Source organism: Sphingomonas sp. LaA6.9 (assembly GCF_022601895.1).
Classification (GTDB): domain Bacteria; phylum Pseudomonadota; class Alphaproteobacteria; order Sphingomonadales; family Sphingomonadaceae; genus Sphingobium_A.
The window spans coordinates 1-23861 of record NZ_JAKVIO010000024.1 but is presented as its reverse complement, the minus strand read 5'-3'; the positions used below and the strand labels follow the sequence as shown (position 1 = coordinate 23861).

Sequence of the window (23861 nt, the reverse complement as noted above, 5' to 3'; positions counted from 1 at the left end):
CGCGGCACTGACCCTATCGGGGCATCATGACGGGGAATGATCGGGACATTGCGCGGATCGCCGACGCGCTCGAACGGCTCTCGCCGCCTCCGCCGGCGCCCGCCGACGCGACGGCGTACCCGGCCTATGTCTGGCGTGGAGGGACATTGGCCGCGGCGCGCGCCTTCGAACCGCTGCCACTCGACATATTGGGCGGGATCGACGCACAGAGGGCGGCCGTTGTCGAGAATGGACGACGCCTCGCCGCGGGCCATTCGGCGCACGATGTGCTGCTCTGGGGCGCGCGCGGAATGGGCAAGTCGGCGCTGGTCAAGAGCATGGTCGGCGCCCTCCAGGCCGACGGCGCCGACATTGCGCTCGTCGAGATCCCGGGTGACCGGCTCGCCGAACTGCCCGCGCTCTTTGCGCAGATTGCGGGTATCGGCCGCGCCTTCGTGCTGTTCATCGACGATCTCGGATTCGACGACAATGGCGGCGAGGCGCGACATCTGCGCTCGTTGCTCGAGGGCGGTGCCGAAGCGCGACCTGCCAATGCTCGGCTCCATGTGACTTCCAACCGCCGACACATCGTGCCGCGCGCGATGGAGGAGCAGCAGAGCGCGATCAATCCGCGCGACGTGATCGACGATCGCATGGCGCTGTCGGACCGCTTCGGGCTGAGCCTCGGCTTCCACAATTGCGATCAGGACACCTATCTGGGAATCGTCGAAACCTATGCGCGGCTGAACGATCTTGCCTTCGATCCAGCCGATGCGCTGCTCTGGGCGACGACGCGCGGGAGCCGCTCGGGCCGGGTCGCCTGGCACTATGCAGTCGAGCTTGCAGGGCGCGCAGGCAAGCATATCTAGCTATCTGACCGCGCCGCTTCCAATTTGGCGCCATTGGCGCTAAGGCGGCGCGATTTTTCCGCATCCAGCACAAGAGACTACATGGCGAAAGAAGAACTTCTGGAAATGCGCGGGCAGGTGGTGGAGCTTCTCCCCAATGCCATGTTCCGCGTCCGGCTCGAGAATGACCACGAAATTCTCGGTCACACCGCCGGCAAGATGCGCAAAAACCGCATCCGCGTACTCGTGGGCGACGAGGTGCTCGTTGAGCTCACGCCCTATGATCTGACCAAGGGTCGGATTACCTATCGCTTCAAGTAACACGGGGACGGGGCCCGTGCGCCTGATCCTCGCCTCCGCAAGCCCGCGCCGCGCCGACCTTCTCGCGCGGATCGGAGTCGTGCCCGATGCGATCGACCCCGCCGATGTCGACGAGACGCCCGGCAAGACCGAGCTTCCCGCGCCGCATGCAGAACGCCTCGCGGCCGAGAAAGCGGCCGCGGTGGCAGGGCGCCACCCGCACACACTCGTCCTCGCCGCCGATACCGTCGTCGCTGCGGGTCGCCGGATCCTGCCCAAGGCCGAGGACGAGACCACCGCACGGCAGTGCCTCGAGCTTCTGTCGGGCCGACGCCACCGTGTCCATTCCGCGGTCACGCTGATCGATGCCGAGGGCGTCGCGCGACACCGGCTTTCGACCAGCATCGTCACGTTCAAGCGTCTGGAGATGCGCGAGATCGCAGCCTATCTCGCGACCGGCGAATGGCACGGCAAGGCGGGCGGCTATGCGATCCAGGGGCATGCCGAAGCGTTTGTGCGCTTTCTCGGCGGGAGCCATTCCGGGGTCGTCGGCCTTCCGCTGTTCGAGACGCGCGCGCTGCTGGCGGCGGCGGGCTATCCCCTTGGCTGAATGGCTCTATGAGTGCGGCATTGGCGAGGCGCGCGCCGCGCTTGTCGAGAATGACACGATCCTTGAAGCGTACATCGAACGCGACAGCGCCAAAGCACGCGCGGGAGCGATCGTCCGCGGCCGGCTGACGCGCCTGCTCATACCCGGCCGGCGCGGCCTCGTGACGATCGAGGGTGGCGAGGAGGCGCTGCTCGAACCGATCCCTGCGGGCGTCACCGAAGGCGCGCTGCTCTCGGTCGAAATCCTGCGCGAATGCATCCCCGAGCCGGGCCGTGCCAAGCTCGCCAAGGCGCGCGGTGTTCCCGCCGACACCCCGCTGGTCATGGGCCCGACGCTCCACGAGCGCATCTCGCAAACCGGCCACGCTGTCCGCACGCTCTCGCCGACCGATCCCGATCTGCTCGAAGCCGCGGGCTGGGGCGAACTGCTTGAAGAGGCCACATGTGGCGAGATGCCATTTATCGGGGGCAATCTGCGACTGTCGCTCACGCCCGCCATGGCGCTCATCGACATCGACGGAACCCTCCCCCCCGACCAGCTCGCGATCGCAGGCGCAGCGGCGGCGGGACGCATGATTCGCCGCTTCGGCCTGGCGGGCTCGATCGGCATCGACCTACCAACCGTGCAGGGCAAGGCCGAGCGAATCGCCGCGGCTGAAGCGCTCGACGCAACGCTGCCCCAGCCCTTTGAGCGCACCGCGGTCAACGGCTTTGGCTTCCTGCAGGTCGTGCGGCGACGCACCCATGTGGCACTGCCCGAACTGCTCCAAGGCGATCGCACGCAAGCCGCCGCGGTGGCGCTTTTGCGACAGGCCGAACGCACGCGAGGGCATGGTGCGCGGACGCTGGCCGCGGCGTCGGCCGTCATCGCGCTGCTTGAATCGCGCGCAGACTGGGTCGATGCGCTCGAAAAGCGCATCGGCGCGCGCCTTGTCTTGCGCGCGGAGGCCTCGCTCGCCATATCGGCGGGGCATGTCAGCAGCGAACACCCCTAAGAGCCGGCGCGGCCAATGCCCGCTTTGCGGCAAGCCCGCCCAGGCCGAGCACACGCCCTTCTGCAGCCGCGGCTGCCGTGACCGCGACCTGCTGCAATGGCTCGGCGACGGCTATCGCATCCCCGGTCCGGCCGCCGATTCAACATTTCACGAAAACGACCAAAACGGGCTGGACAGGGAGGGCTGAGCCCCTCTATAGGCCCGGCTTCCGCAGCCGTCGGAATATGCCCGGGTAGCTCAGTTGGTAGAGCATGCGACTGAAAATCGCAGTGTCGGCGGTTCGACTCCGTCCCCGGGCACCATCCCTCCTTCCACAGACTTCCGCATACGTCCAAAGAAACGGCAGTTATTGGCCTTTTTGGCGGTACCTGATCCGCACCAAACCGGGCCGATCCGTTGCCAGTTTTTGATGAGGACGGTACATTGACGGTATCTGGAAACGGTACCGGGACAGATACCGTCACGCTCACCGATGCGGCCATTCGCAGAATCAAACCAGGGGACAAGTCTTTCAAGGTCAGCGACCTGTACGGGCTCTCTCCGCTCGTGCGGCCGGACGGCGCGCGCTACTGGCGGATGGATTATCGTCATGCAGGGATGCACAGGATCGATGACCTTCCTTATGGCGTCATCGCCGAACGGCTCGACATCACCAGCGCCGAGGTCGAGGCGCATATCGCGGCTGCATTGCTCCACCTGGCCCGCGCGCTTCACGATGAGGATGGTGACCCGAAAATCCACCCTCCCCCGGAACCGGGGAGGGTGGCATGCCTTCGAACATGCCAGCCTTGCCAAAGCGCTGACGCTCCACGAAAAGATCGCTGACCATGCGCAAGGACCTCGATCATCTTCCCGCCGCCAAACAGCGCGATCTCGAGCGTGTGCTCAAGATCATCTTCGAGGAATTCGAGGATGCAACCGCGCTTGGCACGCATGACTGGAAGAAGAAGGGACGCATCCTCAAGGTCATTCTCTACGGCAGCTATGCGCGCGGAAACTGGGTCGACGAGCCGCACACTGCCAAGGGCTACCAGTCCGATTTCGACCTGCTGATCATCGTCAACAATCAGCGCCTCACCGACCCGATCAAGTTCTGGGAGAAGGCCGAAGACCGCCTGATCCGCGAGTTCTCGATCACGCAGACGATCAGGACCCCGGTCAATTTCATCGTCCATACGCTGGGCGAAGTGAATGACGGCCTGGCCCATGGCCGGTACTTTTTCATGGACATCGCGAAGGACGGAATCGCGCTCTACGAGAGCGAGGACAGCGAGCTTCATACCCCCAAGCCCAAGACGCCCGAACAGGCGCTGGCGATGGCGAAGGAGTATTTCGACGAGTGGTTTCCCAACGCAATGAAGCGTTTCGAGGGAGCACAGTTTCACCTCGACAAAGGCTACACAAAACAGGCGGCCTTTGATCTCCATCAAACGGCCGAAGCCCTCTATCACGGGCTCCTACTCGTCAGGACATTCTACACCCCCCACGTTCACAATCTGGGCTTCCTGCGCACGCAGGCCGAGCGCCTCGACCGCCGCCTGATCGACGCCTGGCCGCGCGAGACCAAGCGCGACCGCGCGCGGTTTGAGAAGCTGAAGGACGCCTATGTGAAGGCAAGGTACTCGAAGCATTACCGCATCACCGAGGAAGAACTGACCTGGCTCGGCGAACGCGTCGAGGAACTCGGCCGCATCGTGCATATCATCTGCAGCGAGCGCCTCGCCGAACTCGAACAGGCCGCCTCGGCCAAGGCCTGACGCGGTCAAATCGAGTTCCCATCTGGCTCGGCGCGCGCCCTTGTCAGAGGACGCCGTATTTGAGGTTGACGCAGACTGATCAGAACACCGTAAGTCCTAGTTGCAAACGGGGCGGGCCATACGTTCTTTCAGGTTGGGCCTACCGCCGAATCTATGCCTGCTGCGTGGGACGTTTCCGACAGGCAGCACTATCGGCGGGCCGAGGCCAGCACGGTGGGCACTGACACCCGCCCCGCAAAACCACGTCATCGCCCCGTCATTAATTAGGAGAGGTTAGGCGCCGCCAGCGCACAATCGATTGGTTAATGCAGCACCTTGGAGTGGTTGCCCTCCCTCACGGTCGTTTCGACGCGTCCCGTCGCAGCGGTTTCCGCAAGCGACGAGATCTGCGTCATCAGATTGTCCGCAGCCGCCGAGGTCTCCTCGACCATCGCGGCATTCTGCTGCGTCGCACGATCCATCTCGTTCATCGCGCTCGCGATCTGCGTGACGGCGGTCGCCTGCGCCTGATTGTCCGCTGCCATTTCGGCCAGGAGCCCGTGGACCGTGGTAACATCGCCAGCGATGGCCTGAAGCGCGGCGTCGAGGCCTTCGACCGTCGTCACCGCGGCGGTGATATCGCCCTGCGTAACCGTAAGCAGGTCGCGCGCGCGCTTGGCTTCCTCCTCGGCGCGCATCGCCAACGCAGAAACGAGATCGGCCACGACTGCGAACCCCCGGCCCGCTTCCCCCGCCCGACCAGCCTCGACGGCCGCGTTCATCGCCAGCACGCGGGTCTGGAACGCGACCTTGTCGAGGCCCTCGATCACGCTGTCGATCCCCTTGGCGCTGTCCGCGACCCGAGCCATTGCCTGCATCGCTTCGTCAGCGCGGTGACGGCCTTGCGTGACTGTGTTGATCGCGTCGTCGGCACGCGCCGCGGTGCGCGCCGCCGACGCGGCGCTGTGCTGCAGCCGCGCGTCCATTTGTGCGACCTCCGCCGAGCTTTGTTCGATGCTTGCCGCTGCACATTCGGTGCGGCGCGCAAGGTCGTGCGAGGCCTGGGCGATCTCGTGGGAACCCGTCAGCACGGCCTGGGTCACTTCACTGATCGTATCGAGCAGCGCGCCGAGTTCGGCTTCGCGGGCGGCGGTGGCGGCCATGGCCTTGTCGCGCTCAACCTGAGCTTCCTCGAAATAGACCGAGATCGCGAGTTCCATGTCGATCATTGCCGCCTTGACCAGCGCGATCAGTTCCTCGGGGTTCACCGAGGAGGCAATGGCACGCCGTCCCCACTTGCCTCCGCCCTGACGGCCGTGCAACGCGCGAATTAGCCCTTCCAGTACGATGGCGTAGCTGCCGACATACCAGCGCGGCTCCAGGCCGATGCGTGCATGGACAGTGCCGATGCGGCGCACGCTGTCATAATAGTCCTTGTCGAAGCGACCGTTCCACAGACGTCGCCAATGTTCCTCCTGGAGTCCACGGGCGGCTTGCATGTGCCGTGAATCCTTGAAAAAATGGCTCGTGTGTTCCGTACGCGTTAATATGACGTATAGATTTTCAAGTGCGTCCGGCACAATTGGCAGCAATGCCTTGCCCACATCGACCAGGCTAGCGCGTTGTACTTCGTCCATGCCGACGAATTCCAGACGCGATAGTAATGTTGCGTGCTCCATTGATCATCCCCACTTTAATCCCTGCACACCAGAATTATAGTACGCATTCGGACGCAATCGCGTGCTTGATAAGCATTTATTTGACATAACGTACATTAGTGGCCGCATCGGGATCAAGCATCCAACACGGCTGTTAGCCAACCCCTTGCGCATGTCGCTCCCGCCACAGCCAAGGAATATCCCCGCGGCCCATCACAATTCCGCTCCCGAATTGAATGGGACAAGCGGCTCAAAGACAAGTTGATCCAATTTGCCTTCAGGTGCCCAAATACGACATCCGCTCCATGCTCATCTGTGGACACCCCTTCGGACGCAAGCCGGTTTTTTTGAGGAGGATATTGGGCACGTAGTCGGATGCTGCCATCTGTCCGGGCTCTGATGCAGCGATGTGAGCTGCGGCCCTGTATGGGAGTTCGCGGACCTGGTCCAAATCACATGCGCGCGCTTGGAAACGCTGTGAGCTTGTCTGGTTTCAAGGCCCCGTCTCGCCGACTGTTGTGCCATACCCTCCTTCGACCGACTACGTCTCCGACGCCTCAGGTTCGCAAGACAGCTTACGCCGCCGATACGACCGGAGCTCTGTAATCCTCTTTCTTGCTGAGCAAGGCCCAGACGATGCGCGCCATTTTGTTGGCGAGCGCGACCGTCACCAGCATGCGCGGTTTGCGCACCAGCATGCGCTGCAGCCAGGAGCCTTGGGGAGCACCACGCTTGGCGGCCTGAAGTACGACCGAGCTGCTGCCGATGATCAGCAATCGCCGAAGCGTTCGCTCGCCCATTTTGGAGGTCGCCCCCAGCTTCTGTTTGCCACCCGTTGATTTCTGCAAGGGCGTAAGCCCCAGCCAGGCAGCAAAGTCTCTAGCCTTGGTGAAACTCTCAATAGGCGGTGCCAAGGCCAAGATTGCGGTGGCGCTGATTGGTCCTATCCCCGGAATGGTCATGAGCCGTCTCGCCGCTTCGTCTTGACGAGCTCGTTGGGCAATCTCCTTGTCCAGCTCCGCGATCTTGCTGTCGAGAAAGGTCAGGCTTTCAAGCAAGGATTTGAGGATTGGGCGCGCGGCATCAGGTACGGTGCCTGTATCGTCAATCAGTTCGCCCAGGCTTGCCAGGTGAGCCGCTCCTTTCGGCGCGATCCAGCCAAATTCCGACATATGGCCGCGCAATGCGTTGACGATCTGGGTGCGCTGTCGAACAAAGAGGTCACGTGCTCGGAACACCGTCATGTTGGCCTGCTGCTCCTCGCTCTTCACCGCGACGAACCGCATGTTCGGACGCTGCACCGCCTCGCAAATAGCCTCCGCATCAATTGCGTCGATCTTTTGCCGCTTTACGAACGGCTTGACGTACGAAGGCGGAATCAGCCGGACTGTGTGGCCCAGCGTCATCAGCTCGCGCGCCCAATGGTGCGCGCCGCCACATGCTTCGAGTGCAACGAGACAGCGGGGCTGGGAAGCGAAGAACTCCAGCAGCTTCGCGCGATTAATCTTACGGCTGAAAATCTTCCGGCCACGCTCGTCTGCCCCATGGGCGTGAAAAACATGCTTGGCGATATCGAGCCCAATTGTGGTAACTTCCAACACGGACACCTCCTTCAAGTGATGATCAACAACCTCACTTTGGCACATCGATGCCGTCGGGGGGTGTCCACCCCATCACATGCTGAGCATTGCCGGATCAAGCGCGGCGAACGGGCTGGTTTTCCATGTGACGCGCGCGATCAATTCATGTTAGGCCAAGGCGGTTACTCATTGTAACCGAGGAGAGAAAATGAATTACTGCAATGTGGGGCAGTTTCCGATCCATAATCGCATTATCCTTTTCGCCCGACCGCAAGCACAGGATTTTCTGGCGGCACGGATGACGACCAGAGAAATGAAAGCTGGCGAGACGATCAGCGAGGCGGGCGCACCGTTCACCCATCTCATTTTTCCACACGAAGGTGTGATATCCTTGATGTCCAGGACGTCGGGCGGACGATTGGTCGAGGAGGCTTCGATCGGTCGAGAAGGATTTGTGGGTTTTCCGCTCATCATGGGTGGAAAGACCGCGATCAACAACACTGTCGTCCAGGTTTCGGGCTATGCATCCTGGCTGGCGATTTCTGATCTTGATGAGGCCATGGGCCTTTACGAATGCATCCGTAAGATCATGCTGAGCTATGCGCAGTCCTTGATTATCCAACTGATGCAATCGATCGCGTGTGTCAGCCTCCATTCGGCCGAACAGCGCATTTCGCGTCTGCTGCTGCACGCGCATGATCGCGTCACGGGCACGCAATTCCACGTTACTCAGGAAACGCTGGCCGACGCGCTGGGCCTTCGGCGCGCCACGGTGAGCGAGATATGCAATGAACTGGCGCGCAGGCGCATCATCAGTTATTCGCGCGGCTCGCTGACCATCGTCGATCGTCAAGGGCTCGAGCTTTGCGCCTGCGATTGCTATCGCCATATTCATGCCGCGTCATTCCTTGCGCGGACTGACGCGGACAATCAGTTCTAAAGCTGGGGCGGCCCTGGTACCCAACTTACTCGCTGGTCCTCATGTCGGGCCCCGGCCATACAAGATTGGAACATGAGAGGCGGGGACGCGCCGCGCGGAGACCTCGTTCATAACATCACGGCCGCCGAGATCGAACTGCTCGACTACACCATAACAAATTTCTTCCCGAGGCGCATAGAAAGCTCACATGTTTTCGTAAATGGCGCTTTGTTATTTGGAAATATTTGAAAGGTAAAAGTCTACGTCGTCGCCGACAAGCGGGCGACCGAGCAGATAGCCTTGGCCGAAGTCGCAACCGTACTGCTTGAGCACGTCCAATTGCTCACGCGTTTCGATGCCTTCGGCGACGACGTCCATATCCAGATTGTGCGCCAGGTGGATGATCGCGATCGCGATCGCCGAATCTCGCGGATTCAGGGTCATGTCTCCGACGAAGGACTGATCGATCTTCAATCGACTGACCGGGAACCGCTTTAAATGCGCAAGCGAGGCATAGCCCGTTCCGAAATCGTCAAGCGCTATCTTGAACCCGAGAGCGTGGAGATCGAACAATGTCTGTGTGATCCGGCTGGTCGCTTTATCGAACAGGACCTTTTCGGTCACTTCGATCTCTACATCGCAGGGATCGAGCCCGTTGCGGGCGAGCAGCAGAGTTAGGTGATCGACAAAGCCGTCAGCCTTGAGCTGTGCGGCGGAGACGTTGATCGCCATGAAGCCCGGTGCGAGCCCCTTGGTCCGGAGATCGCGCAGGCGACTGGCGGCCTTCTCAAGGATCAGATTGCCAAGCGGAACCATCAGCCCGCATTCCTCACCGACCGGAATGAATTCGTTGGGCGCGATGGATTGACCCCCATTCCGCCAGCGCGCGAGCACCTCGAAACCGACATGTCGGCCATCCGCCAGGTTGACTTGCGGCTGAAGCGCGATGTCCAACCCTTTGCCCGCAATTGCGGTCCGCAGTGCATCAGTGAGACTGTCGCGCCGCTTCAAATGAGCGCGCAGCGCCGGCTGGAAGAAACAATGGGCGTTTCGCCCACGTGCCTTCGCCTCATAAAGCGCGATGTCGGCATTCTTGAGCAGCACCTTGGGGCTCCTGCCGTCGCGCGGAAAGATCGCGATCCCAATGCTGCAGCTGATATTGACGATTTTTCGCGCCAAGCGGACCGGCTGGCAAAGGTCGGCCTGAATACGGCCAATGAGGCGGATCAGATCATCGCGGGATGCGACATTGGGCATGATAACCGCGAATTCGTCACCGCCGAGCCGAGCGACGACATCGCCACGTCGCAGACTGCGGCTAAGGCGCCGCCCGATCTCGACCAGAAGCGCGTCACCCGCATCATGCCCCAGCGTGTCGTTGACGTCCTTGAACTTGTCGAGATCGATCAACAGGATTGCACCCATTGTCGCCTTGCGGCGGTGGCGATCGAGCGCCTGTGTGAGCCGATGCTGAAAGACAGTGCGGTTTGCCAGGCCTGTCAGAGGGTCCTGTTCAGCCTGCCGCTTGATGAGCTGTTCGGTATCCTTGATTGAAGTGACATCGGTGGAGATGGTGACGAGCCGCCCGGCCATGGAGTATCGATCCTGCATCTGCAGCCACCGACCGTCGCTCAATTGCTGCAAGAGCGGCCTCTCGACTTGAAGCTTTGGATTTTGACGCCCGCTCCGCCAGGTGCGAATCCAGTCGGATGCGGCGACGCCCGTTGCGAACTGGCCGTGTTCGATCGCATACTCGATAATGCTGTCGTTGCTCGCGCCTTCCGAGATAGCCGGGGCCGCGATCGCGTAGAAATCGCGAAAGGCGCGATTGTACAGAACGAGCTTGCCAGCCCGATCAAAGGTGGCCACGCCGTCAGGAATAGCTTCTACGATATCGCGTAGCAGTGCCTCGGCTCCCCCGCGGCGTTCGGCCTCGGCGGTCAGCGCCGCTTCCACCGCCTTGCTCCTGGTGATATCGAAGCGGATTGAAACATAGCCTTGAATATGGCCTGCCAGACTGAACATGGGCGCGATAGTGGTGTCGACCCAATAATGTTCGCCGTTCTTGGCACGATTACAGATCTCGCCACGCCAGCGCCGCCCATGGGCGATCGTTCGCCACATGTCCTTGAAAAATTCGCGCGGATGATGCCCCGAATTGATCAGGCTGTGCTTTGCCCCGATCAGCTCGGATCGGTCGTAACCGCTAATGCGACAGAATTGATCGTTTACATAGGTTATGCGGCCAGACCTGTCGCACATCGCAACGATCGCGAGCTCTTCAAGCGCAGATTTATAGGCATTCAACTCCGAATGATGCGGAGGCGCGGCTAGGTAGGCATCGGCGACGCAGGGCGCTTGGGCCGATTTTGTTGACGCGTTAATTAAATTAACACTTTCCATGATTTCACCTGTCCGCTACATAAATACGATACCGTACACATGAGTACTATATTTATAGGACGGATATCATGGATATTAGACGACATGTAAAATTATATGCTCAAAAGGCGCGCAGCTTGCGCTCGGGAAATGGCTCACCCGCATTGCCGCCAAACGCTAACGCAGCCCGCACTCACCTTTTCCGCGCTTCAGTCCGACAAGTTGTCGCGGGCCGCAATCATATTTATTGAAATAGAAAAGGTGTCGCTCGTGGAATTAAAAACGTATGTCGCGATATCTACTGGACATGTGTGTGAAGACATCGCGGCATCGCTGGATGCAATATCAAGAGGTGAGGACGGGTTCGACGATTGGCGTGACCAAATAATATGTCATTCCAATGGCGAATATGGCTGGTGGCTACGTAAGAAAGCTCCCGCCATAGCGGCCAACTACGAACAATTTCCGGAATGTTTGAAGCGATGCCTGATGCTGGCACATGCGAACAATGCTGAATGGCTGCTTCTAGACTGTGACGCCGATCCTACACCCGGGCTCCCATTCCACGATTGGTCCGAGCCTGAATCTTCTACGTACCGCTGTTCACCACGCTCGTGCCGAGACTGAGGAAGACGGGATTGCCTCAACAGATACTGCTCAGCCACCGAGCGAATACCGGTCGATTGATCTGGCCAGCGTGGCGGGGCCGTGTGTCGGCCCCCGCCCGTTCCCTGGACTGTCAGGCCGACTTTGAGGAGAGGAGACAGCCGAAATTGCGGAAGTCCGTGGGCTCGAACCCCATCTCCGGAGTCTGCCATCTGTTTATTTTGGTTCGGAATGTCGGCTCGTACCGAAGCTCCGCTTGGGGAGAACCTTCTTCAAGCGGGTAGAGCGGGCAAGCACGTCTACAAGCATCCATAACAACCTGCGCGATCGTCGTCGGGAGAACGCGCAAGGATCAGGCGCCTGCCGGGGCAGGCCGCGCTGTATCTCGCTCGGCAATTAGCGCCGCGCGCAGCTCGGACTTGGCCACTTTTTCGAGCGTCGACCGGGGCAGGTTCTCCACGATGCGGACGAGTTTGGGTCGTTTGAAGCGCGCCAGCTTCGCGGCGCAGGCGTCCGCGACCCGCTCCGCCAGATCCGCGGCAGCCTCCGCGTTCGGAAGAACGAACGCTACGGGCACTTCATCAAGCATGGGATCGGGCATGGCGACCACGGCAACTTCGGCGACGCCCGGGACCGCGGCGATCACCTGCTCGATTTCCGAGGCCGCAACATTCTCGCCACCGACCTTGAGCATGTCCTTCGATCGATCGGCGAAATAGAGGAATCCGTCCTCACCGAGTCGGACACGGTCGCCGGTGATGAACAGCCCGTCCGGGCGAAACGCCGCCTGCGTAGCTTCGGGATCGCCCGCATATTCGAGGAAGAGCGTTACGCCGCGCTGGCCGCGGACGTAGAGATTTCCGACTTCGCCGGGACGGACGGGTTTCTCCTCGTCGTCGAGGACATGGATTTCATAGCCGGGTGCCGGACGGCCGAGAGACATGGATGTATTGGCGCGGTTCACCAGACCGACGATTCCGTGCGCAACGGTTTCGGTCATGCCCCACCAGCCAATCGTTCTGACCCGGAAGTGGCGATCGGTCGGCGGGTCGCAAACCGCATTGCCCCACAGTCGGTAGCTGTGCTGCTCGGGCAGCGGCTCACTCATCAGCGCCTTGAGGCAGAAGGGCACAAGCGATGTCCAGGTGGCGCCATGCTTGATCGAGACGGGCCAGAAGCGCGACGCGGAGAAGCGCGGCATGAGCACGACGGTTGCCCCCACCCACAGCGACGCCAGCACCGAATAGACCTGTGCGTTCGTGTGGAACAACGGGAGAAACGTCAGGTGCACATCCTCTGCGCGCAGATCTTCATGCCGCGCGCAGGCCATCGCACCCCAGAGCGCGTTGGCATGCGTCCAGAGCACCGCCTTGGGCCGCGCGGTGGTTCCCGATGTGTACTGGATGCCGAATGGGGCCCAGGGATCGTGTGGCCGTTCAGGCAAGCTCTCCGGGGAAGCGTCGATTGTATCGAATGGGTGAAAGCCCAGACCGGGCGCGGAAGCTGGCTCGCCATTGTCGGTCTCGGTGACCAGGCGCCACCGTACTTTCGGCGTCGCGGCGCGGACGATATCGGCAAAACCGGGCTGGGTGACCGCAGCCACCGCATCGCTATGGTGCGCGAAATAGGCGAGTTCGTCCTCAGTTGACCGGGCGTTGGTGGTGACGGGGACCACCCCGGCATAGGCGCAGCCGAGCCAGGCGATCAGACCCTCGGGACAATTGTCGAGATGAATGAGCACGCGGTCGCCCGCCTTGACGCCGCGCGCAACGATGCCCGCGGCGAAACGGCGCACACGGTCAGCGAATTCGCCATAGGTCCATTGCCGGCCGCCTTCGGCCGTGAACGGTTCCCAGACGAGAAACGGGTGCTCGCTCCGGGAGAGGGCAACCGAATCGAGCAGGCTTCGGATATCCATCCCTTCGAAAGGGGTTATGGGCTGCAGCATCTCACACTCTCCCGGATCTTTTCCTGTCGTAGATGCCTCGGCCGGGCATCTGGGCTTTCTGATAACCACATCAAGCTAGGCACGATCGAGGCGCATCACAGCGTGAAGACGATGCGCTGAGCCTTGCACCGAGCGCCTCACGCATCGTAACGCCCGATCATTTTAATTGACCATTAGTCCATTAACCTCTATCCAATCGAGGCGTCAAGCGCGGCGAACATCTTATCGCCGGGGAGAGGAGAGCAATGAGCCTGATACGCATCGAGGACATCGCGCATGTGCGCTTCGCAGCGCCCGATCTTGCACAAATGCGCGCTTTTCTCGAAGATTTCGGTCTGGTCAGCAGCGACGTGGACGGACGCCTTTATGCGCGTGGCACCGACGGTCGACCATTCGTCCATGTGACCGAAAAGGGATCGCCCGCATTTCTCGCGCTCGGGCTTCGTGCCCGCAATATTGCTGATCTCGAGACGCTCGCCGCGGTCGAAGGCGTGGAGGTCGAGGATCTTGGCGCGCCGGGCGGTGGCAAGGTTGTACGGCTGCTCGACCCGGACGGGTTTCTGGTCGAAGTCGTCGCCGGGCAGGCGCAACTGGAGGCGGCAGCGCCGCCGCCCGAGCCGCCGCGAAACTCGGTGAGCCGGCATGAGCGGTTGCGCAAACTGGTTCGTCTCACAGCGGGCCCAGCCCATGTCCACCGAATCGGCCACTGCGTCCTGAACGTCTCCGACTTTCGCAAGTCGGAGGCCTGGTACAAGGCGCGATTCGGATTCCTCACCTCGGACGAAATCGAAGCCGCGCCGGATGTCACGCTCGGCGCGTTCATGCGTTGCGATCGCGGTGACCGCCCGGCCGATCACCATACACTGTTCCTGGCCCAGCTGCCGCAGACGCCGTGCTTCCTCCATGCCGCATTTGAGGTCGCCAATTTCGACGACCTCCTGCTTGGCCACCAGTATCTCAAGGCCAGGAAGCGCACCGCTGCCTGGGGCGTCGGGCGCCACATCATGGGCAGCCAGATCTTCGACTACTGGAAGGACCCCTGGGGCCACGAACTCGAACACTGGACCGACGGCGACCTTCTGACCGCCGACGATCCCCCCAACAAGATGACGATGCAAGACCTGCTCGCCGTCCAATGGGGCACTCCCAATCCGATGTTCGAAGGCAAGGTCGCGCCTAGCCCCGGCCTGGTCGCTTTCGTCGCGGCGCTCAACCTGCGCATCCGCCGGCTGTTCCGGCGCAATCTGAAGGTAAAATCTGCATGAAACTTGCCACCTATCTTGCCGACGGCACCGCCCGGACCGGGATCATCGTCGGCGAAACGCTCATCGACACTGGTCTCGACGGAACGATGATTGACCTGATCGCGCGCTGGGACGAGCTGAAGCCCGATCTCGAAGCAAAGGCCGCTGCCGGCGGCGGCGTGCCGCTCGCCACCGTCAAGCTCTGCTCGCCGGTGCTGCGTCCGGGCAAGATCTTCGCCATCGGCCTCAACTACGCCGACCACGTCGCCGAATCGAAAATGGGCACGCCCGAGCGGCAGGTCTGGTTCACCAAGGCGCAGACCTCGGTCAACGGCCCGTTCGATCCGATCCTGATCGCCAAGACTACTACGACGGCCGACTATGAAGTAGAGATGGTCGCGGTGATCGGCAAGCGCGGCAAGCATATCCCTGCCCACCGGGCGCATGAGCACGTCTTCGGCTATTGCGTCGGCAACGACGTGACCGAGCGCCTGTGGCAGCACTCCACACCGCAATGGTCGCTGGGCAAGAGCTTCGACACCCACGCGCCGATGGGGCCGTGGCTGACGACAGCCGACGAAATCGCGGACCCGCATGCGATCGACATCCGTTGCTGGGTGAATGGCGAGCTGCGCCAGTCGTCGAACACGAAGCACCTTGTCTTTAACCTGTGGCAGCAGATCGAGCATCTGAGCGTAGGCATGACGCTCGAGCCGGGCGACGTGATCTTCACGGGCACGCCGGGGGGCATCGGCGCCGCGATGGATCCGCGGCGCTTCCTGGCGCCGGGCGACATCGTGCGCTGCGAGATCGAACAGCTCGGTGCCATCGAAGGCGCCATGGCGGCAGAGGGCTGACATGATGCGCAATGTGTTGGAATGCGACGTCGTCATCGTCGGCGGGGGGCCCGTCGGCGTTACCCTGGCGGTGCTGCTGGCGCAGCGGGGCGTGTCGGTGATCGTTGCCGAGAAGGCTCCGGAAATCCATCCCCTGCCCCGCGCAGCACATATCGACCATGAAGGGATGCGCGTTCTACAGGAGGCTGGTGTCGCGCAGCAGGCCATGCGCACCAGCCGCCGCGGCGACCGCTATGATTTCATCAACGCGAAGGGGGACGTGCTGCTGAGCTTCGAGGCCGGCGAGCGCATTGCGCCTGGCGGCTGGCCGAGCGGCAACATGATCCACCAGCCGTCGATCGAGGCCCATCTGCGCGAAGCATTGGCGAAGCGCGACCCGAGCGCGCTCCGCTCGCAATGGGAAGCGACCGGCTTTCAGGATACCGAAACCGGGGTAGTGGTGCAGGTCGCCACGCCGGAAGGCAACCGCGAGGTGCATGCGCGCTATCTGGTCGGCGCCGATGGCGCGCGCAGCACCGTCCGCAGGGCCCATGACATTGAGTTCGACGACCTTGGCTTTGAGGAGCAATGGCTGGTCGTGGACGCGATCGTCCATGACTTTGACCGGATGCCCAAGTTCATCATGCAGGTTTGCGATCCCGTGCGGCCGACGACCTGTTCGCTGATGGGCGAAGGCCGCCATCGCTGGGAGTTCATGATCAAGCCTGGCGAAACGGCGGAGGAATTGTCGGAGGACGAGTCCATCGCCGGCCTGCTCGAGCCGTGGAAGGTGGACGGCGCGGTCTCGCTCGAACGCAAAGCGGTGTATACCTTCCGGGCCCGCATCGCGCGCGAATGGCGCAAGGGGCACGTGCTGCTCATTGGCGATGCCGCGCACCAGACACCGCCCTTCGCCGGCCAGGGACTGTGTTCGGGTTTGCGCGACGCCGCTAATCTTGCGTGGAAGCTCACCGCGATCGTGCGGGACGGCGCGCCGGATTCGGTGCTCGACACCTACCAGCCCGAACGCGAGCCCAATGTACGCGCGACGATTGAGATGGCGATCATGATGGGTCGTACCGTCTGCATTACCGATCCGGTGGCCGCCGCCGAACGTGACCGCCAGATGATTGCAGCGCGCGCAGCGGGCCAGTCGCCCGATGGCAGCTTCAACTTTCCGCCGATCGACCGAGGCCTCATCCTCGCCGGCGCGCCGGGCGCCGGGCAATATTTCGCACAGCCATGCGCGGGCGAGAGCGGCTCGCTCAAGCTCGACGATGTGCTCGGTGCGGGGGCGTGGCTGATCACGCGCACGCCGGCCGCACCCGTCGACGGACTGGTCACGGTCACGCTCGACGATCCGCGCGTCGCCGCCTTCCGCGACGCGCTTGAACGCGAGCTTGCCATCCATAAGGCGGAAGCCGTGCTCGTGCGCCCCGACCGCTACATCTTCGGCACCGGCAATGCCGGCGAGCTGTCCAAGGCATGGTCAGCGCTGTTGACTCCTCAGGCGCGGGTCGCCGCCTGAGAGCGAAAGTGCCCGGACCGGATATCCGGTTCGGGCACTTTCGGTCACGCGATACAGTAGGAGGCAGGCTCGCCGCCTGCCTCCTGCTCCCCTCACATTTTCACCGAAACCTGCAGCGCGATCGTGCGGCTGCGCTCCGACATCACCGACTGCGTACCGATGATCGGCGTGGGAAACGCGAAGGCGATACCCTTTTTGTCAGTCAGGTTGCGTCCGATCAGCCGCACTTCCCAGTGCTCATTGCTGTCGGCGGCGGCAATGCTGAGATTGAAGGTCGTGAACGGATTGCCGATCTCGGCCGCGGCCGGATCCTGCTGGTAGGTGCGGCTCGAGCGATAGTCGATCGAGCCGTCCATGAGGAAATCGATCGCCCCCGTCACCGGCACGTTAAGCGAAAACCCGCCTGAACCGCTCCATTTGGGCGCAAGCGGGATATGTCCGTCGGTATTGCGGTCGCGCGCGTCGGCATAGGTGTTGTTGAGATAGACGCGCAGCGGTTCGACCGGGCGCCAGTTCGCCTGGAGCTCGACGCCGGTGCTGCGCAGATCGGTATTGAAGATGTTGAAGGTCACGCCGTTGAACGTGACTGTCTGGAAATTGCTCACCTTGGTGTCGAACACCGACAGATTGAGGAGCCAGCGGCGTCCGGCGTCCTGCGCCTTGATGCCGCCCTCGAGCGTCCGCGCGGTTTCGCTGTCGTATTCGGACTGGTCGAGGAACGTCGCCGACGAGGCAAAGCCGCCGCTCTTGGTACCCTTCCCGTAGGAGACATAGGTGGTGATGTCGGGGCTGATATCGTACTGGACGCCCGCCGAATAGTCGACCGGACCATCGGATCGCGACATGCGGAAGGGCGCATAGGGCGGGAAGATCACGACGCTGTAGAGCCCCGGCACCAGTACCTCGCGCCCAAGGTCGACGGTCTTCTTCTCATGGGTGTAACGCAGCCCGCCGATCAGCCGCAGCGCATCGGTCGCATGCACCGTCATTTGTCCGAACGCCGAGAAGGTTTCGGTCTTCTGGAAGAAATCGTTCCGGAAGCTCCCCGCGATGTTGACACCGGGGGCCGGGCCGAACGGATAGTTGGCAAAAAAGGTCGATGTGCTGTCGAGCTCGTTGTGAAGATAGAGCCCGCCCACGACATAATCGACCGTGCCGCCCGTGGGCGACACATAGCGCAGTTCCTGCGAGAACTGTTTCGAGCTTTCGTCGACTCCGCGTGTCGCCCATTCGCCTGGCAGGAAGTCCGTGTCGGACAGGTTGTCGTCGGTGTAGCGCGAATAACCGGTGACCGACGTCAGCGTGCCGCCGCCCAGATCGAAATTGACCGTGCCCGACAAGCGGTCGACCTTGAGCCGTTCGTGCTGCTCGGTGCCGGGGCCGAACAGGCTGGTCGCGTTGACATAGTCGAGACGGTCGTCGAGCGAGCCCGGCGCGCCGGCAAGCGCCGCGAGCTGCTCCGCGACCGGGCTGAGCGTCGCGAACTCGACCGAATTTCCCCGCTGTTTCGAGATATTGTGCTGCGCCACCAGCGTGACGTCGACGCCGCTGAGCGCCTCCCACGTCAAGACTGCGCGGATGGCATCGTCGCGGTTGCGCGGCGCCTTATGGCCCGCAACCGTGTCGCGCACCCAGCCATTGTCGTCGAGGCGCTGGCCCGAGACGCGGACCGCGAGCCCGTCGGCAAGCGGGACGTCGATGCCGCCGGCGAGCAGGGTCGATCCGAATTCGAATTGATAGGAACCACGCAGGTCGGCCGCGAGTTCGTCGCCGGGCTTGCGCGTGATCACGTTGATCGCGCCGAGGCTCGTGTTCTTGCCGAGCAGCGCTGCCTGTGTGCCCTTTATCACCTCGATGCGCTCGACATCGAATACCGAGGAGGCGAACTCGCGCGAACGTGGCGCGTAGATGCCGTCGACGAACAGGCTGACCGAACTGTCGAACGAGGGCGCGCCCGGCGCCGAACCCAGGCCGCGCACGGTTACGCCGATCTCGGCGCCGACCGGCGCCTTGGCGAGATTGAGCCCCGGGGCGATCGCTTCGAGCTGGAGCAGCGAGGCCGTGCCCGTAGTGGCGAGTGCCTTGTTGCTCACCACATCGATGGCGATGGGGATCTGCTGTACCGACTCGTCGCGCTTGCGGGCCGTAACGATGATATCCTGTTGGTCCAATTGATGATCGTCCGGTTGCGTTGCGCCCTCCACTCTGGGAGGCTCCGCGCGGGCTGCAGCCGTGATCGATGCGCTAGCACAAATGCCTGCGATTATCGCATATTTTGCTTTCACTACCTCTCCCTCCCATCGTTTGTTCCGGCCTGGGTTCCGGCCATCGGCGCGCAACACTCTACCGAGCTCACTTTTATTTGCCGATTAGTCTAATAAATATCCGCGGATGCATCATCTGGCAAGCTCGGCGCTGGGTTTGCTGATTATTGATGGACTGCTATGCTAAGGATGGTGGCGACCGGCAGGGTCGGATCATGGGAATCTTGTTCGGGGAGCGAACCATTCAAAGCGTGATCATAAAGGACAAGCGCTGGATCAAGACGCGCGAGCGTCTCATGCGGGCGGGGTTCGAGCTGCTCGGGCAGCAGGGCGCGGGTCCTTTCGGTGTCGAGGACATCGCGAGCCTTGCGGGCATCTCGAAGCAGACTTTCTACAACCACTTCATGGACCGCGAAGCGTATCTGAAGGAACTGCGCCGCCAATCGCGCCAGATCTTCGAGGAGATCGTCGCGCGCAACAACGCCGGCGTCGAAAATCCGGTCGATCGTCTATCGCAGGGGGTCGCAATTCACGCTCGGATGGCGATTATCGATCCCTTGCATGCCCGTTTCTTCTCGCAGTTTCATGTGGCCGCGCTCGACGAGGAAGCAGCGCTCAATGCCGATCTCGTTGCCGATCTGGAGGAAGGTCGAGAGAAGGGTCTGTTCCGGTTCACGACCATCGAGGCCGCGGTCAGCCTCACCGGCGCAGTCACACAGGCGCTTGTCGCGCGGCTGCTCGAACTCGAGCACAAGGCGATGGTGGTGCCCGTGACGCAGGAGATGCTGACCATGCTGCTCGCCGGACTCGGGCTGCCGCTCGAGGCGTCTGAACAAAAATCGGTGCGGATGACAAACGCCATCTTCATGCTGAAAGCGGATAAGCTGGCCGCGTAGTGCAGCTTAGCTGGCGCTATTTGGCTCACGGAAATGGCGATCAGCATTTCTCGTCTTCCAGCGGTGGGCATGCATAGACGCGGTCCGATGTTTCCCACTTTTTAGATTCGTCGGCTTGCGACCAGCGGAGCCGCCAACCAGCCAGCCAGGGTGATCAGCAGGACAAGTTCGAGCACAACTGCGCTCAGTGCGTCCCCTGTGATGACTTGCAGAACGGAGAAAGCGCCCAGGAGCATTGTCGTAATCACCGAAGAAAGAATAAGTGCTCGCATTGCCGGCGCTCCCCAAAATCCAGGCATTGCTGGCGCCATGGCCGCCGGCGAACCGCTGAGGTCAAATCGGAAGCGACAGGCGATGTCCGTAAGCGCGCAGTACCGCGTCCGTCTCGATGTCCGCATGGCTGTAGCCGCCGCGAGCATTCATCACAGCACACGGGTCGGTCGGATGCCCGGCGCGGTCGGTGCGAAAGTGGTGCCCAGACCATCATGGCCAACGCAATTCGCGATCAGCCTTTTGACCATAGATCTTCAGAAAGGCGTCCGCGGCATTGCCTGCGATCAATTCTATGTCTTCGGCGTCCGGTGGGGAGAGGTCGCCCAGCAACTGCCGCTCGCAGATGTCGTGCTCGTTGAGGCCCTTCCAGTGCATCGCCGCCGTCCAGGGGTCAGCGCGGACAAGCCAACCCTCGGCCATCAACCTTTCGAACCGATTGGCAAGCCGCTGCCAGGCGGGCCTCAGCACGCCTTGATAGAATTCCCTGCCGATCATCGAGCTGGGCGATTGCGCAGCTCCCATACGCAGGTGAGCGACGGCGGGGGACGCCAGCCGCCGGGTCAGGTAAGCAATGCCAAGCGCCGCCAGACCCTCCCGAAGATCGTCGCCGTCCAGGAACTCGTCCACGCGCTGGTCCGTCCAGCCGGTCAGATCGAAATCGAGCACGGCCCTGAGCAATTCGTCCTTGGAGCGAAAGTGATGGTAGAGCGTAGCTTTCGATCCGCCCATTCGTTGGACAATGGCATCCATGGAGGTTCCGCCGAAGCCGCGCTCCTCGAACAGCTCGGCTGCCGTCTTGACAATTTGCTGTCGCTTCTCCTGAGTCCTGGAACGCATCACTGATCCTTCGCATCGCACTATGTACATGGTCGGTCGGGTATGAGCTGGTGGCTGTCCTAATTGACAGCTGTTGAAGGCCCCGCTCCAAAGGCGCGCGCATCGATGCGTCGCTGATGCAAAGCCTTATCAGCCTCACGCCTTTGGGCGACGCGGCCTTAACGCAGGGGCAGCGACTTGGTCATCTCGCGCAGCAGCGCGGTGAGTTTTTTCTCCGACGCATCCTTGCCGGTGACGCGCTTCTTTGACGTGGCGCGCCACACCAGGCGCCCGGTTTCGCGCTCGATCAGATCGAGCACCAGGGTTCCCTGGGTATAGTGGCTGGTGTCGAGGCTGTAGTTGCTGGGTGCCGCGCACACCGGAAAGCTGCAACCCGCCCTGTCGGAGGTCAATTTTCCCTCGGTTTCGGGCTGCATGACGATGGTATAGGCGACGACCAGATCGGCATCGAGGGGATTGGCGATCTGCCGATAGCCCTTCGATGTCAGGGCGGATTCGGTGATGGTACGCAGCCGGTCCGCGGTGATCTCATTGGCGATCGCGGGATCGGGCACGCCCAGTCCGATGGCGCGCATGGAGGCCCAGGCGAATGTGGAGCCTTGGGCAAGCGCGGGGGAGGATGACTGGACCACCTCCACCTTGGCCGCGGCCGGAACGCCGCCGGCGACACTAACCAGAGCCGCGCCTGCGGCAAACCATTTGAATAGAGTCATTGCATTTCCTTCTTGTAGCGAGGGGGGGAGGAGTGGACCGGCTTTCCGGTCCCTCGAAGCGCATCTGACGGCGCTTCGAGGGCGGTGCCGGCAGTTTTAGTGAGCGCCGCTGGTGTCGATCGGGCCCTTGGGTTTGGGCACAAGCCAGATGAGAGTTGCGGCGAAGCCCAGGCAGACGGCGATCACGCCGAACATGTTGAGCGTCGCCAACATCACGCTTTGACCTTCCACGACATGCGCAAGCAGTGTCGCAGCAGAGCCCTGGGACATGCCCTGCGCGGTCATGGTGTCTACGGCCGCCTGGCCATGCTGCATCGCGTTGGTCAGCTCGGTATTGTTCGTACGCGTCGCGTCCGACCAGCCGCTCTGGATGAGCGAGGTGGCAAAGGCACCGGCGAGCGTGCGCATGAAGTTCGACAGGCCCGCGGCGTCCGCCTGTTCGTGCGGCTCGACACTCGCCATGGCGAGGCCCGTCACCGGCACGAAGAACATCACCATGAACGTGCCAGTCAGGAGCGTCGGCCAGGCCATTTGCAGGAAGGTGACGTCATTGCTGAAGGTCAGCATGCGCCAGACCATGATCAGGCCAAGCCCGACGATTCCAATGCAGACGATCAGTCGAGGGTCGAACTTGTCGACCGCCTTTCCCACCAGCGGCGAGCAAAGAACCGCGAGGATTCCCATGATCCCGGTCGCATAGCCCGCCCAGGTCGCGGTGTAGCCCATGTTGGACTGCAGCCAGAGCGGCAGGATGACGATGCTGGCGAAGAAGGCGCCAAAGCCGACCGAGTAGGTCGTGGCGGCTCCGACGAAGCCTCGGTGCCGGAAGACCTTGAGGTTGACGATCGGATTCTTCTCGGTCAGCTCCCAGATCAGGAAGGCGACAAAGCCGATGGCGGCGATGATGCCCAGGGTCTGGATCTCGTGGCTGGCGAACCAGTCGTGGTTGCGGCCCTCGTCGAGCATGATCTGCAGCGAGCCGACCCAGATGACGAGCAGCGCCAGACCGACCTTGTCGATCGTCGCCTGGAACTTCGGATCCGCCTGGCCGCGCATCAGCATGAACAGCACGAGCCCCGCCACCGCGGCAACGGGCACCTTGATGAAGAAGATCCATTCCCAGCCGTAATTGTCGCAGATGATCCCGCCGAGGATCGGCCCGGCGACGGGCCCGATCAGCGTCGTCATCGCCCAGATGACCGTGGCAAGCGTCGCTTTCTCCTTGGGGAAGATGCGCAGCAGCAGCATCTGCGAGAGCGGCATGATCGGCCCGCCGAACAGGCCGAGCAGCACGCGCATGCCGAGCAGCATGCCGAGCGAGCCTGCCAGACCGCACAGCAGCGAAATCGCCGCGAATGCCAGATAGCAGACGATGAAGGTACGTTGTGCTCCGTACTTCCTCGCCAGAAAGCCGGTGAGCGGGACGGTGATCGCCTCCGCCACCGCATAGGAGGTGATCACCCAGGTGCCCTGGCTCGCGGATACCCCGAGCGACCCCGCGATGGTGTTGATCGACACATTGGCGATCGTGGTGTCGAGCACGACGAGGAAGTTGCCGAGACCGATCAGGATGGCCGCGGCATAGAGTTTGACGCCGGTGAGCGGCGGCGCCTCTCGGGCCGCCGCAAAGGCTTTCGTGATGGACATGAGCGTGCCCCTTTTGTGGTGGCTTAGTCGGCGATCTTGACGTCGACGTTCATCGAGAGGCCT

General features: G+C 62.2%; 20 protein-coding genes and 1 tRNA gene. 13 read left to right on the top strand and 8 right to left on the bottom strand.

Features of this window, described 5'->3' with window-relative positions; translation table 11 throughout:
* The first annotated feature begins 26 nt into the window (after positions 1-26).
* The 8 genes from MKI88_RS12935 to MKI88_RS12900 all read left to right on the top strand — a co-directional run bounded on the left by MKI88_RS12935 (position 27) and on the right by MKI88_RS12900 (position 4488).
* Positions 27-848, top strand: coding sequence for an ATP-binding protein (locus MKI88_RS12935; RefSeq protein WP_241631802.1), 822 nt, complete (start codon positions 27-29; stop codon positions 846-848).
* Positions 849-929: 81 nt separating this feature from the next.
* Entirely contained in the window at positions 930-1148 is a 219-nt protein-coding gene (gene infA, locus MKI88_RS12930; RefSeq protein WP_003049127.1) for a translation initiation factor IF-1, read from the top strand.
* 16 nt (positions 1149-1164) lie between these two features.
* Positions 1165-1737, top strand: coding sequence for a nucleoside triphosphate pyrophosphatase (locus MKI88_RS12925; RefSeq protein WP_241631801.1), 573 nt, complete (start codon positions 1165-1167; stop codon positions 1735-1737).
* Positions 1730-2731 (top strand): ribonuclease, encoded by a 1002-nt coding sequence (locus MKI88_RS12920; protein WP_241631800.1) that lies wholly within the window; start codon positions 1730-1732, stop codon positions 2729-2731. Before MKI88_RS12925 ends, MKI88_RS12920 begins: the two co-directional genes overlap by 8 nt.
* Positions 2637-2918: a DNA gyrase inhibitor YacG gene (locus tag MKI88_RS12915; protein ID WP_407073353.1), complete on the top strand. Its 282-nt coding sequence runs from the start codon at positions 2637-2639 to the stop codon at positions 2916-2918. Before MKI88_RS12920 ends, MKI88_RS12915 begins: the two co-directional genes overlap by 95 nt.
* A gap of 39 nt (positions 2919-2957) precedes the next feature.
* Positions 2958-3033 (top strand) — tRNA-Phe (locus MKI88_RS12910).
* 121 nt (positions 3034-3154) lie between these two features.
* Positions 3155-3556, top strand: a complete 402-nt coding sequence (locus MKI88_RS12905; RefSeq protein WP_241631798.1) for an Arm DNA-binding domain-containing protein — start codon at positions 3155-3157, stop codon at positions 3554-3556.
* A 2-nt stretch (positions 3557-3558) separates the two neighbouring features.
* On the top strand, positions 3559-4488 hold the full coding sequence (locus tag MKI88_RS12900) for a HEPN domain-containing protein (protein WP_241631797.1): 930 nt from the start codon (positions 3559-3561) through the stop codon (positions 4486-4488).
* A gap of 302 nt (positions 4489-4790) precedes the next feature.
* Here the strand turns inward: MKI88_RS12900 and MKI88_RS12895 are convergent, their stop codons facing one another.
* Together MKI88_RS12895 and MKI88_RS12890 are read right to left on the bottom strand one after the other, a co-directional pair.
* Positions 4791-6146: a globin-coupled sensor protein gene (locus MKI88_RS12895; RefSeq protein WP_281063740.1), complete on the bottom strand. Its 1356-nt coding sequence runs from the start codon at positions 6144-6146 to the stop codon at positions 4791-4793.
* A gap of 554 nt (positions 6147-6700) precedes the next feature.
* On the bottom strand, positions 6701-7726 hold the full coding sequence (locus MKI88_RS12890) for an IS110 family transposase (RefSeq protein WP_241631795.1): 1026 nt from the start codon (positions 7724-7726) through the stop codon (positions 6701-6703).
* A 373-nt stretch (positions 7727-8099) separates the two neighbouring features.
* Between MKI88_RS12890 and MKI88_RS12885 the strand changes: the two genes are divergently transcribed.
* Positions 8100-8645: a Crp/Fnr family transcriptional regulator gene (locus MKI88_RS12885; RefSeq protein WP_241631794.1), complete on the top strand. Its 546-nt coding sequence runs from the start codon at positions 8100-8102 to the stop codon at positions 8643-8645.
* A 210-nt stretch (positions 8646-8855) separates the two neighbouring features.
* Here the strand turns inward: MKI88_RS12885 and MKI88_RS12880 are convergent, their stop codons facing one another.
* Together MKI88_RS12880 and MKI88_RS12875 are read right to left on the bottom strand one after the other, a co-directional pair.
* Complete coding sequence (locus MKI88_RS12880) at positions 8856-11027, bottom strand: EAL domain-containing protein (protein WP_241631793.1); 2172 nt, start codon at positions 11025-11027, stop codon at positions 8856-8858.
* A gap of 937 nt (positions 11028-11964) precedes the next feature.
* Entirely contained in the window at positions 11965-13560 is a 1596-nt protein-coding gene (locus MKI88_RS12875; RefSeq protein ID WP_241631792.1) for an AMP-binding protein, read from the bottom strand.
* Positions 13561-13805: 245 nt separating this feature from the next.
* Here MKI88_RS12875 and MKI88_RS12870 point away from each other — a divergent pair, with 245 nt between their 5' ends.
* Genes MKI88_RS12870 through MKI88_RS12860 form a run of 3 tightly spaced genes read left to right on the top strand, consistent with a single transcriptional unit; the run spans position 13806 to position 17168 of the window.
* Positions 13806-14825, top strand: a complete 1020-nt coding sequence (locus MKI88_RS12870) for a VOC family protein (protein ID WP_241631791.1) — start codon at positions 13806-13808, stop codon at positions 14823-14825.
* Positions 14822-15661 carry a fumarylacetoacetate hydrolase family protein gene (locus MKI88_RS12865; protein WP_241631790.1) on the top strand — a complete coding sequence of 280 codons (840 nt, stop codon included), beginning with the start codon at positions 14822-14824 and terminating at the stop codon, positions 15659-15661. The genes MKI88_RS12870 and MKI88_RS12865 overlap by 4 nt, the downstream gene beginning before the upstream one ends.
* 1 nt (position 15662) lies before the next feature.
* Positions 15663-17168: a bifunctional 3-(3-hydroxy-phenyl)propionate/3-hydroxycinnamic acid hydroxylase gene (locus MKI88_RS12860; RefSeq protein WP_241631789.1), complete on the top strand. Its 1506-nt coding sequence runs from the start codon at positions 15663-15665 to the stop codon at positions 17166-17168.
* A 92-nt stretch (positions 17169-17260) separates the two neighbouring features.
* Here the strand turns inward: MKI88_RS12860 and MKI88_RS12855 are convergent, their stop codons facing one another.
* Positions 17261-19339, bottom strand: a complete 2079-nt coding sequence (locus MKI88_RS12855; protein WP_241631788.1) for a TonB-dependent receptor — start codon at positions 19337-19339, stop codon at positions 17261-17263.
* 308 nt (positions 19340-19647) lie between these two features.
* Here MKI88_RS12855 and MKI88_RS12850 point away from each other — a divergent pair, with 308 nt between their 5' ends.
* The gene (locus MKI88_RS12850) at positions 19648-20328 is read left to right on the top strand and encodes a TetR/AcrR family transcriptional regulator (RefSeq protein ID WP_241631787.1); all 681 of its coding nucleotides are present in this window, start codon (positions 19648-19650) and stop codon (positions 20326-20328) included.
* A 483-nt stretch (positions 20329-20811) separates the two neighbouring features.
* Here MKI88_RS12850 and MKI88_RS12845 read toward each other — a convergent pair whose 3' ends face one another.
* The 3 genes from MKI88_RS12845 to MKI88_RS12835 form a co-directional block, all read right to left on the bottom strand.
* Positions 20812-21438: a TetR/AcrR family transcriptional regulator gene (locus MKI88_RS12845; protein ID WP_241631839.1), complete on the bottom strand. Its 627-nt coding sequence runs from the start codon at positions 21436-21438 to the stop codon at positions 20812-20814.
* Positions 21439-21596: 158 nt separating this feature from the next.
* The gene (locus MKI88_RS12840; RefSeq protein WP_241631786.1) at positions 21597-22151 is read right to left on the bottom strand and encodes a DUF4136 domain-containing protein; all 555 of its coding nucleotides are present in this window, start codon (positions 22149-22151) and stop codon (positions 21597-21599) included.
* A 96-nt stretch (positions 22152-22247) separates the two neighbouring features.
* A complete protein-coding gene (locus MKI88_RS12835) occupies positions 22248-23798 on the bottom strand; it encodes a DHA2 family efflux MFS transporter permease subunit (protein ID WP_241631785.1) in 1551 nt (516 codons plus the stop codon).
* Between the last annotated feature and the right edge of the window lie 63 nt (positions 23799-23861).